Annotated in this window: 10 protein-coding genes; all 10 read right to left on the bottom strand. The window is 65.6% G+C overall.

Annotation, left to right across the window (positions count from 1 at the left end; genetic code table 11):
* Window positions 1-26: 26 nt before the first annotated feature.
* The 10 genes from ACQP2U_RS13585 to steA all read right to left on the bottom strand — a co-directional run bounded on the left by ACQP2U_RS13585 (window position 27) and on the right by steA (window position 11667).
* Entirely contained in the window at window positions 27-905 is an 879-nt protein-coding gene (locus ACQP2U_RS13585) for a pseudouridine synthase (protein ID WP_433714966.1), read from the bottom strand.
* Window positions 906-1667: 762 nt separating this feature from the next.
* Window positions 1668-2312 (bottom strand): SMC-Scp complex subunit ScpB, encoded by a 645-nt coding sequence (scpB, locus tag ACQP2U_RS13580; RefSeq protein ID WP_397040638.1) that lies wholly within the window; start codon window positions 2310-2312, stop codon window positions 1668-1670.
* A 941-nt stretch (window positions 2313-3253) separates the two neighbouring features.
* Window positions 3254-4114 carry a segregation and condensation protein A gene (locus ACQP2U_RS13575; protein ID WP_433716457.1) on the bottom strand — a complete coding sequence of 287 codons (861 nt, stop codon included), beginning with the start codon at window positions 4112-4114 and terminating at the stop codon, window positions 3254-3256.
* A 113-nt stretch (window positions 4115-4227) separates the two neighbouring features.
* A complete protein-coding gene (locus tag ACQP2U_RS13570; RefSeq protein ID WP_397040642.1) occupies window positions 4228-5172 on the bottom strand; it encodes a ParA family protein in 945 nt (314 codons plus the stop codon).
* Window positions 5173-5397: 225 nt separating this feature from the next.
* A complete protein-coding gene (locus ACQP2U_RS13565; RefSeq protein ID WP_433714965.1) occupies window positions 5398-5676 on the bottom strand; it encodes a cupin domain-containing protein in 279 nt (92 codons plus the stop codon).
* Window positions 5677-6035: 359 nt separating this feature from the next.
* On the bottom strand, window positions 6036-6986 hold the full coding sequence (xerD, locus tag ACQP2U_RS13560; protein ID WP_433714964.1) for a site-specific tyrosine recombinase XerD: 951 nt from the start codon (window positions 6984-6986) through the stop codon (window positions 6036-6038).
* A gap of 12 nt (window positions 6987-6998) precedes the next feature.
* A complete protein-coding gene (locus ACQP2U_RS13555) occupies window positions 6999-7658 on the bottom strand; it encodes an NUDIX domain-containing protein (RefSeq protein WP_433714963.1) in 660 nt (219 codons plus the stop codon).
* Window positions 7659-9380 carry a CTP synthase gene (locus tag ACQP2U_RS13550; RefSeq protein ID WP_433714962.1) on the bottom strand — a complete coding sequence of 574 codons (1722 nt, stop codon included), beginning with the start codon at window positions 9378-9380 and terminating at the stop codon, window positions 7659-7661.
* A gap of 128 nt (window positions 9381-9508) precedes the next feature.
* Complete coding sequence (locus tag ACQP2U_RS13545) at window positions 9509-10456, bottom strand: copper transporter (protein WP_433714961.1); 948 nt, start codon at window positions 10454-10456, stop codon at window positions 9509-9511.
* Window positions 10453-11667 (bottom strand): putative cytokinetic ring protein SteA, encoded by a 1215-nt coding sequence (steA, locus tag ACQP2U_RS13540; RefSeq protein ID WP_433714960.1) that lies wholly within the window; start codon window positions 11665-11667, stop codon window positions 10453-10455. Before steA ends, ACQP2U_RS13545 begins: the two co-directional genes overlap by 4 nt.
* Window positions 11668-11809: the final 142 nt, after the last annotated feature.

Raw genomic sequence — 11809 nt, 5'->3', positions numbered from 1 at the left:
GACCTCCACGGGAATCTCTACACCGTTCACAACGACACCGCCTCGTAAAGTTTGCCGACTTCGTCGCGGCCGATCACGCGCAGCGTGCCTTGCCGTTGGTCGCCGAGTGCGACCGGACCGATATTGGTGCGCACCAACCGGGTCACCGGATGGCCGACAGCGTCGAGCAGTCGGCGCACAATGTGCTTGCGCCCTTCATGCAACACGATCTTGACCAGCGAACGTCCCTCGCCCAGCTCGAGCACCTGGAACCTGTCGACCTTGGCCGGACCGTCGTCGAGTTCGACACCGTCGCGCAGGCGCTTGCCGATCGACTTGTGCACCTCACCGTTCACCGTCGCCAGATACGTCTTCGGCACCTGGAACGACGGGTGCATGAGCCGATGCGCGAGGTCGCCGTCATTGGTGAGCAACAGCAGTCCCTCGGTATCGGCATCCAGTCTGCCGACGTGGAACAGACGCTGACCGGCCGCGATGCGTTCGGCGACGATATCGCCGACGCACGGGCGGCCCAGATCGTCGGACATGGTGGACTGCCAGCCCTTGGGCTTGTTCAGCGCGATATGGACCAGTTCCTCACGCACCATCACGCGGGTACCGTCGACGCGGACCACGGCATGCTGCGGATCGATCCGCAGGCCCTGTTCGGTGACGATCGCCCCGTCGACCTCGACCCGGCCCTGGGCGATCATCTCCTCTGCGGCGCGGCGCGAGGCGACACCGGCCTTGGCCAGCACCTTCTGCAGCCGCTCGCCCTCGCCCCACGGCAACTTCTCGTGGCCGCCCTCGGCGGGCTGGTCGACGTGCTGCTTCTTGGCGGGCTTGGCGTTGCTCAGCAGCGGGGCGGAGACTACTTTCTTCTGCGGCTTCGGATTCTTGGGTTTCTTTCCGACGGGCGCGGACATCGAGGCCGAGGTTGTGCGGCGCGGCGGATTGCCTTGCTGCGCAGCGCCTCCCGGTGCGTAGCCACGCGAACCGGCCGAACGCGAGGCCGATCCGCCTTGTGCGCCAGCACGATAGGCGGCGCCACGCGAATGATCCGAACCGCCCTGCGAGCCCCGATAGCCTGAGCCGCCCTGTGCGGAACCGCGATAACCGCTCTCACCCTGCGAGCTACGTCGATCAGAGCCCCGCTCGGCGGAACCGCGATAACCGCTCTCACCCTGCGAGCTACGTCGATCAGAGCCCCGCTCGGCGGAACCACGGTAGCCGCTCTCGCCCTGCGACGAACCACGATAACCGCCAGCCTGCGAGCTACCACGTCGATCAGAGCCCCGCTCGGCGGAACCACGGTAGCCGCTCTCGCCCTGCGACGAACCACGATAACCGCCAGCCTGCGAAGTACCACGTCGATCGGAACCCCGCTCGGCGGAACCGCGATAGCCGCTCTCGCCCTGCGAGTGGTAGCCGCCACGCGAGGAGCCGCGCTGATCGTCCTGCGACGAACCGCGGTAACCACGGTCGCCACCTTCGGAACTCCCGCGATAACCCCCTTGCGCGGAGCCGCGCTCGGAACCGCTCCATGCGGCTCCGCGCTGCGTACTTCCCCGTTGCGCCGAACGCATATCGCGTGCGCTTCGGCCTGCGCCGCCCTTGGTGGGCTGGTCGCTTCTGGTCCTACGATCCGGTGTGCCATCTCGGCGAGCGGGCGTATTCATGTTGTCCTGTCAGTCTTCGGTACCGAGATCCAAATCGGTCTCGGCGGATTTCTTCAGTCTGGTGTAACGGGGATCTGTGTCCAGACTCTCGTTGATCTCGTCGATCAGGTCGACGCCCGGTAGCAGGGGCGCCAGCGGCGGCAGATCGGACAGCGATGCGAGTCCGATCCGCTCCAGGAACAGTTCGGTCGTGCAGTACTGCGTGCCGTTCGTTTCCGGGTCGACCCCGGCCTCGGCGATCAATCCCCGAGCCAACAGGGTTCGCATCACGCCGTCGACGTTCACGCCACGCACCGCGCTGACCCTGGTCCGGGTCACCGGTTGGCGGTATGCCACCACCGCCAATGTTTCCAAAGCGGCCCTGGTCAATTTCGACCGGGCGCCGTCGAGCAGCATCCGTTCCACATACGGCGCGTACTCGCTGCGAGTATAGAAGCGCCACCCGTCACCGACGAAACGCAGATCGATACCACTGGCCCGTGCGGACAGTTCCGCCGCCATTTCGTGCAGCGCCCGCTCCACCCGCGCCGGTTTGTCCTGTAGCGCGTCGGCCAGCAGCTCTACCGGGGCCGGAGCGTCCACAATGAGCAGCATCGCCTCCAACGCCGACCGGAATTCATCGTCATCCAGCGGTTCAGGCGTGAACTCCGCCACTTGATCATCGGATCCGGCGGTTTCTTTGCTCTTCGTCGCACGCGCGGTCTTCGTCGCCCTTGCCGAAACTGCGCCCGCCGCGCCCCTGTCGCTGCTCGGCGGCGTCGCGTTAGATCCTCCCGCGACGCCTTCGCCATCCTCAGTATTCGACGCCGCCTCCTCGCTGCTGCTCGGCTCGGCCGGGCCCAAGGAATTGGCGTCGACGATCGGACTACTTACGGACTCCGTCACAACTGAAGAAGCCGCGGGCTCCTCGCCATCACCGCTCGTCAGCCGCGTCGCGCCAACTTCACCAGCAGCGCCGTCACCCTCCTCGGCGCTCGCCCCTACCTCCTCGCTGGCGATCGGCTCGACCGTGCCAGAGGAATTGGCGTCGACGATCGACCCGCTAACCGCCTCCGTCACACCTGCCGAAGTCGCGGGCTCCTCGCCACCACCGCTCATCAGCGCTGCATCGGTACGTTCCGCGCTGCCCTTGACTCCGCCCGATGCCTGTTGGCTCTGGCCCGGCTCGAGGGTGCCAGACGGAACCGGGTCGACATTGCGACTGCCGACAGCGTCGCCGGAGGTCGCAGCGTCCAGGGCAGCACCACCACGCGAATCCGCCACAGTGCCCTCGGTCCCTGGCGCATTCGCATCCACGGCGGCTTCGCTGGCCCCAGAGCGCCCGCTCGCCGCCTTGTCGACGCTCGATTCCGCCACGCCCATGCCCACCGCGAGATTGCCGCTCGAACTCGGTGTCGTACTGCTGCGAGCTCCTGGCACATTCGCCGCTGTGGCGTCTTCCATGCGCTCATCACTCGACGATGCCGCATCATCGCCCGTTTCCGCCGCGCTCGCGCGCACTGCGGCGGACTGCGCGATCGATGCAGCACCGTGGACCTGCTCGCTTGCGGTCGCGGTGTCATGCTCGACGGGTGTCGCATCGTCGGTGCGCTCACTCACCCGTAGTCCTCCTCGATGGTCACGGTGTCGGCGGTGTCGTCCTTCGGGTCGCCAGTCCAGCTGATCGAGAGTGGGCCGAGCGGGTCGGGCTGGTCGAACTCGATCGTCTTGCCCCGGTACAGCTCGAGCAGTGCCAGGAAGCGGGCGACGATCTGGATCGGCACATCGCAGTCGGCGACCAGTTCGCCGAAGGTCGTCCAGCCACCCGGTCCGCGCAGTTTGAGCTGTTCGAGCACGAGCGCGGCCTGTTCGGCGACCGAGAACGCGTGCTGGTGCAGATGGTCGAGTCCGACCCGCGGCGCCGGGCGCGGCCGGAAAGCCGTTGCGGCGATCGCGGCGAACTGGTTCGCGTCAACTCCCAGCGTAACCTCGGGCAATAGGTCGGCGTAGCGCTCCTCCAGCCCGACCGCGCGCGGATAGCGTCGCAACGCGACCGCTTCCAGTTCCCCGAGCAACTCAGCGACCTGTTTGAACGCGCGGTACTGCAACAGCCGGGCAAAAAGCAGATCGCGCGCCTCGAGCAGTTCGAGATCCTCCGCGTCGGTCACCTCACCGGACGGCAGCAGTCGCGCCGCCTTGAGATCCAGCAGTGTCGCCGCGACGACCAGGAATTCGGTGGTCTGATCCAGGATCTTGTCCGCACGCAACGCCTGCTGCCCGATGTCGGCGGTCAATGCCTTTGTGTAGGCGATGAATTCGTCGGTCACCTGATGCAATGCGACCTCGGTGACATCGAGCTTGCGCGAACTGATCAGATTCAACAGCAGATCGAACGGCCCCTGGAAGTTGCTCAGCCGCAGCTGGAACCCGGATGTCTGCGCCGTCGGTTGGCTCTCGACACCAGATCTACTCGGCAGATCGTCCGCGGTCGACGCGATACGCTCGGCGTCGGAGTCCCGATCGACGAACTCATCAGACTCCGAGCCGAGCGTATCCGTGTTCGTCGATGGCGCCGGTTCGGTACCGCCGATCACCGGCCGGACCGGTGGATGACTTCCCGCGCCATCGCCCGATATGCTTCGGCCCCACTGGATTTCGGCGCCCAGGTGGTGATGGGTTCACCCGCGACGCTGGCGTCCGGAAAGCGCACGGTGCGCATGATCGCCGTGTCGTACACCAGGTCGCCGAACACCTCGACGACCCGCGCCATGACCTGACGCGAATGGAGTAGCCGTGCATCGAACATGGTCACAACAATGCCGTACAGGCTCAGCCGCGGGTTCAGACGGTCGCGCACCTTCTCCACGGTGTCGTTGAGCAGGGCGAGGCCGCGCAGCGAAAAGTACTCGCACTCCATCGGAATGATCACGCCATCGGAGCAGGCCAACGCATTCACCGTGAGCAGCCCGAGCGACGGCTGGCAGTCGATGAGGATGTAGTCGTAGCGATCACGCACCGATTCCAGCGCACGCCCGAGCGTCTGCTCCCGGCCGACCTCATTGACCAGCTGGATTTCCGCCGCGGACAGATCAATATTGCTCGGCAGCAAATCCAGATTCTCGACGCGGGTCTGCATCAAGACATCGTCGATCGAGACCTTGGATCCGATGAGCAGGTTGTGCACGGTCAGATCGAGATCGTGGTGGGCCACACCCAATCCCGCCGACAGCGCACCCTGCGGATCCAGATCCACCAGCAGCACCCGCCGACCGCACTCCGCGAGCGCGGCGCCGAGGTTGATGGTCGAGGTGGTCTTGCCGACGCCACCCTTCTGATTGCACATCGCGACGATCAGCGCATCACCGTGATGCTCGATCGGCGGCGGTTCGGGCACGGCACGCAGCGGGCGCCCAGTGGGACCGAGCGTCGCATCCTCGGGGACGGGTTCAGCGCCGTTGCCCCACAGCGTTTCCGCCGCAGCTGCCGAGTACGGACCCGTTCGGGGACCCGTAAGCGGCTGCGCCCCAGCACTCATCGGCGGCTCTGCCGCACCGGCTGTCGTCACGATCCGCTGCTCCTTATACGTTCCTGCCCGTTGCCTTCGCCGCCTTCGGCATCATCTGCCCGAGCGTAGCGAGGCCGATCAGGCCCGACCTCACTTTCGCACGGTCCAGCTCTCGATAGACGCTACCGCTTGACAGCGCAAGACCCACGCTCGGACACGCGACACCCGCGTTTACCTGCGCGGGCATCCACTCCCCTAACGCCAATCCGGTCCGCCGTCGAAATGGACGTCGAACCGATCGTGGAGTTCATCCATACTGTCCCAATCCGCTTCACCCCGAGCGATACGACCGAGTTGCCGGAAGTACTCGAACCGGACGATACCTGGTGTGAGTACCACGAAGAACTCGGCGGGACCGTCCACGGACGCCCCGAAGGCATGCACAATATCCGGCGGAACCACCACCAGACCACCCTTCGCGACCGCATGACGTTCGCCGCCGACGAGGAATTCCATTGTCCCCGTCCAGGACATAGAAGATTTCCGTTGACTTCGTGTGATGGTGCGGCCTGGTCCCATCCGCGCCAGCCTGCAGGACGAGCCGATTCGCCCCGAACAGCCCGTCGGTGTTCGCACTGTCCTCGAGCAACTGGAACGAACCGCCGCCGGGCAGCGATACCGCCTCGACATCGCGCTCCTGAACGATGAAAGCCCTTGCCATCCAACTCACCTCGCATCGGCATGCCGAGACCACCCGATCCCGCATCCAACACAACCGGACCGTAGTCCCATTTCTTCCCGGTCGATACGCTCTGCGCACGTTTTGTCCACCACACACGGATTCGTCGGGCTAACCCGAACTCGGCGCGCAAAATCCGGCGCGAGGCACAGACTCAGCGAGCGCGCGGGTGAGCGGTGGCCCAAACCTCACGAAGCGTGTTCACAGTGACCAACGTGTAGATCTGAGTGGTCGTCACCGAAGCATGTCCCAGAAGTTCTTGAACCACGCGCACATCCGCACCCCCGTCGAGCAAATGCGTTGCGAAGGAATGACGCAGCGTATGCGGCGAAACCGTCGCCCCGATACCAGCCCGCTCAGCGGCGGTCTGCAAAACCTGCCAGGCACTCTGCCGCGACAATCGTCCGCCGCGGGCATTCAGAAACAGCGCGCCCGCGGTCCCTTTCCCGTTCGCGGCGAGCACCGGCCTACCCCGTACCAGATATGCGTCGACAGCCGCCAGCGCGGGCCTGCCGATCGGAACCATGCGCTGCTTGCCGCCCTTGCCGTGCAACACAACAGCCCGTTCCTCGGTATCGAGGTCGTCCACATCGAGTCCGACCATCTCCGAAATCCGCGCCCCGGTCGAATACAGTAGCTCTAGCAGCGCCCGATCGCGCAATCCGCGCGGGCCGCCATCGGTTCCGGCTCCGTTCGAGTCATCGAGGGGCCCGCCGCCCGCGGCCGCCAGCAACCGCAACACCTGGTCGTACGGCAGTGCCTTCGGCAACCGCCGTCCGGGCGTGGGTGGCTTCACCGCATGTGCGACATCGGTACTCGTCACACCCTCCGCCGCGGCGAAGCGATGCAGACCGCGCACCGCGATCAACGCACGTGCCACTGAACTCGCGCCAAGAGGCGGGTGCGTCCGCCCGCCCGCCCGCAGCACCATCGTGAACTCCGCGACATCGGATTCGCAGACCTGCTCCAGCGCCGCAATCCCGCGCCCGGTCAAGAAATCCCGATACCGATCGAGATCGCGCCGGTACGCACCGAGGGTGTTGCGGGCGGCGCCGCGCTCGACCGCAAGATGATCGAGGTAGGCGTCCACCTCCCGCGCGAGCACCGCCCGGGCCCGTCAGTCTTCGGACTGCCGCTGCGCCTTGCGGCGCAAGAATGCGGTGGGCTGCCCCGGCCACGGCGCGTCGGGCGGTCGCAACTGCGCCTCGCTCGCCCTGGCGGCCGCGAGCGCGAGCAGACCGGCAACGGCCGTGGCATTGACGATCTCACCGGCCAATGCAGCTCGCACGGCCTCATCCACGGGCAGGCGGACCAATTCCAGGTCCGCCTCCTCCAATTCCGGCTCCGGCCGGTCGGTTTCGTACAGACCCCGCGCGGCATACACCCGCAGCGCCTCATCGGTGAATCCGGGCGAGAGCGCGACATCCACCAAGACCGACCATTCCCTGGCGGCCAGTCCGGTCTCCTCGGCCAATTCGCGCTTGGCCGCGGCCAGCGGATCCTCGCCGGGCACATCGAGCAGTCCGGCGGGCAGTTCGAGCAGCCGCCGACCGATCGGATGCCGATACTGCCTGATCAATACCACATTGTCGGCATCATCGATGGCCGCGACGGCAACCGCCGCATGATGTTCGATCACCTCGCGCTCGACGACGCGTCCGCCGGGCATAGCCACCTGGTCGAGCCGCAACGCGAGGATGGCGCCGCTGTATATGATCTTGCTCGCCACGGTCTCGAAGTCGTGGCTGCCCGGCTGGGCTCCCCCGTTTTCACTCATCTACGAAGCCTGATCTGCGTTCGCGAACTCTTCGTCCGGGATATCGACCGGAAGCCGCTCGGCCAGTTTATATTTCAGCGCCGCCGCGACCAGCGCCGCGAACAGCGGATGCGGCCGGGTGGGGCGGCTCTTGAGTTCCGGATGCGCCTGGGTGGCCACGAAGAACGGATGCTTATCCGCGGGCAGCTCGACGAATTCGACCAGATGCCCGTCGGGGGAGGTACCGCTGAATTTCAAACCGCTGGTGGCGATCTTGTCGCGGTAGGCGTTGTTCACCTCATAGCGATGCCGGTGCCGCTCGGAAACCTGGTCAGTGCCGTAGGCCTGCGCGACCACCGACCCCTTCTGCAGCGTCGCCGGGTAGGCGCCCAGGCGCATGGTGCCGCCGAGATCGGCCTCACCGGCGACGATCTCCTTCTGATCGGCCATGGTGGAAATCACCGGATGTGGTGTGTCAGGCTCGAATTCGGCCGAATTGGCTTCGGCCAGACCGACCGAACGCGCGGCCTCGATGACCACACACTGCAGGCCCAGACACAGGCCGAGCAGCGGAAGCCCCCTGGTCCGCGCATATTTGATGGCGCCGACCTTGCCCTCGATGCCGCGGATACCGAACCCGCCCGGAATCAGCACCGCGTCCACATCGCGCAGCGCTGCCTGCGCACCCGTCGGGGTTTCGCACTCATCGGACTGCACCCAGCGGATATTCACCTTGGCCCGCGAGGCGAATCCGCCCGCACGCAACGCCTCGGTCACCGACAGATAGGCATCGGGCAAATCGACGTATTTGCCGACCAGTGCGACCTCGACCGTCTCCCGCGGCTGGTGCACCCGATCCAGCAGATCGCCCCACACGGTCCAGTCCACGTCGCGGAACGGCAGTCCGAGCCTGCGCACCACATAGGCGTCCAAGCCCTCACGGTGCAGCACCTTGGGAATGTCGTAGATCGACGGCGCGTCCGGAGTGGAGATGCACGCGTCCACATCGACGTCGCACATCAGCGCGATCTTGCTCTTGAGCGCCTGGGGCACCTCGCGATCGCAACGCAGGATCAGCGCGTCGGGCTGGATTCCGATATTGCGCAGCGCGGCCACCGAATGCTGGGTCGGCTTGGTCTTGAGCTCACCCGATGGCGCGAGGTAGGGCACCAGCGATACGTGCAGGAAGAACACATTGTCCCGGCCCACATCGTGGCGGATCTGGCGCGCGGCCTCGAGGAACGGCTGCGATTCGATATCACCGACGGTGCCACCGATTTCGGTGATCACCACATCGGGCACCTGCCCCTGCAGATCCGGGCCCTGCATCGCCAGGATGCGACTCTTGATCTCATCGGTGATGTGCGGGATCACCTGCACGGTGTCACCGAGGTATTCGCCGCGTCGCTCCTTGGCGATCACCGACGAATAGATTTGCCCGGTAGTCACATTCGCGTCCTTGGACAGATCGCGATCGAGGAAACGCTCGTAGTGACCGACATCGAGATCGGTCTCCGCGCCGTCTTCGGTGACGAACACTTCTCCGTGCTGGAACGGATTCATGGTGCCCGGATCGACGTTCAAGTACGGGTCGAGTTTCTGCATGGTCACCCGCAGTCCGCGCGCGGTCAGCAACTGACCGAGGCTGGAGGCGGTAAGACCCTTACCCAATGAGGAGGCGACACCACCGCTGACGAAGATGTGCTTCGTGGCCGTTCGCGCCTGATTCCGTGTATGACCCACGGGTCTTCACGGTAACACGAAATTGCTGGTCTGATCACACCCCACGCACGTTTGCCACCGAGTCGCTGCCATCGATCGGCCCGGCCGCGGGCAATGTCCGCAGCACGGGGCAGTGTCGGGCGGGCGGATCAGCTCGCGGGCAGCGCGACGAGTGTGAGAGAGGTCGCCTTGGTGCCGGTTCCGTATCGGCCCGCACCACCGTTGAGCTGCTCGCTCAGGCCGAGCACGGTGGTGACGCGGCCGATATCGCGGTCGAGATTGTCGACGGTGGTGACGGCCGTGGCCAGCGCCGCGTCGGAACGAATGATCGCGATCGGACCCGGATTGTCGGCGGCGCCGGATCGACCCGCGAGCACCACACCAGTACCGCGACCACGCAGAGCGCCCGCGAATCGGGCGACATTGCTGCCCTGACTGTTCTCGCCGGACTTCGCGCCGTCGCCGGTGACGACAACGGCGAGGTTCGCCAACTGCGTCGGAGTGTCGCCGTAGGCGAGAAAACCACCGCCGCGCAACGTCTCGAGCACCAGACTCAACTCCTGCGGGGTGCTGCGCGGTTGCGCGCTCGCCGGATCGAGCAGCAGCACCAGGCCGAGCAGATCGCCCGCCATACTGCCCTGATCCACCTGACCGGTGCGCAGCTGCGCGCCCGCGGGAATGACATTGGTGACCGCGGTACGCATCCGGTCGCCCTCTGCGGCGTCGAAGAAGGCGTCGGTGAGTGCGATGCGGCCGGTCACGATGGCACCCGAGACTTCCAGATCCTTCGCGACGGCCTCGGCATCGGCGGGTTCGGCATCGGGGGTCGTGAACATCACGACGCCGCGATCGGTCAGCGTGCCGCCGAGAATGCGCCCCGCCGATCCGGCGATGAACCGATCCGCGGCATTCATTTCGTCGCCGAAGCGCCGGTTCTGATCGGTGGCCGCGTCGAGCTGTTTGCGCAGATCCGTCTTATCCGCGCGCAATCCGGACAGCAGGTCCGCCGCCACGGTCTGTGACCCGAGCACCACGCCGAGGGCGAGGGCCAGGAAGATCGCGACAATCGAAACCGCGTGCTGCCGAATCGAAATCATCGGTTGCCTCCAGAACCGGCTAGGCCCTGGGCCCATAGCTCGAACCGATTCCAGGTATCGGCAGCCCAATCCAGTGCCTCGGTCCCCATATTCGATGCGAGCATCGCCACGATCACCGCGACCAGTGCGGCGAGTACGACCATCGCGATGGCCGTGCCGGCCCCCCGGTTTCGGTAGAGCGTGGCGACGGCCTTGGCATCCATGAGTTCAGTGCCGATTTTCAGTCGGGTGAGAAAGGTCGCCGGGTTGCTGTCGCGGCGGCCGCGGTCGAAAAAATCGTCCAGCGATGCAGGGGCACCCGCGGTCACGATGAGCGATGCGCCGTGATGGTGGGCCAGCAGCAGCGCCAGGTCGGCGGGTGCGCCGGATGAGGGGAAGGTCGTCGCGCCGACGCCGAGATCCTGGATGCGTTCCAGTCCCTTGGCGTGGCCGTCGGTATCGGCGGGCAAGATCATCTCCGCACCGCATTTCAAAGTGGCGGTGCTGATTTCGTCCGGGTCGCCGACGATCAGATCGAGGCGGTAGCCCTGCTTCATCAGGGTGTCCGCGCCACGGCCCACGCCGACCATGATCGGGGCATACTCCTTGATGAACGGCTTCAGTCGCTCGAGATCGTCCGCATGGTCCGGGCCGTCGGCCACCACGACCACATGCCGATTCCTCATGTTCAGTTCTAGCTCCGGCACCCCGATACCGTCGATGAGCAGCGCACTCTCGGTGCGGATGAATTCGATGGTGTTGCCAGCGAAGGCCTCCAGATGATCGGCGAGGCCGTTGCGCGCCTCGATCATCCGCTCGGCGATATCGGATTCGGTCAGCTCGATGGCCGTGACCAGGACCTCGGGCTCCTTCTTGACCAGTTTGTCGGAGTAGACGACGCCGTCATCGATACGGACTTTGGTGCCGTCCTTGATCCGGAAGGCATCCGAACTGACCGTGTCCAGCAGCAGAACTCCGTTGGCGACCAGCACTTCCGGTCCCAGATTGGGGTAGCGGCCCGAAATCGATGGCGATGTATTCACCACCGCGGCCACGCCCGCCTGGACCAACCGATCGGCGGTGAGCCGATCCAAGTCCATCTCATCGAGTATTACGACATCACCGGGCCCGACCCGCTTCAGCAGACGCCTGGTGTTGCGGTCAACCCGAGCTGTCCCGGTCAGCCCGGGTAGCGATTCGGTGCTCTTCGACAACAACGCCAACATCTTCATGGGGCCGATCCTGGCTCCAAACCCTCAACCATTGGCGGAGGCGCGCCGAATCACCAGTCACATCTGTCACTGTGGTAACAGGAACACCACGCCGCGCCGAGGGCGCGCCAATCAGTACCCGTATGCTGCGGGTCACAGATAT

Origin of the sequence: Nocardia sp. CA-084685 (assembly GCF_050955785.1) — a bacterium.
Classification (GTDB): domain Bacteria; phylum Actinomycetota; class Actinomycetes; order Mycobacteriales; family Mycobacteriaceae; genus Nocardia.
This window is presented reverse-complemented; position numbering and strand designations above follow the sequence as displayed.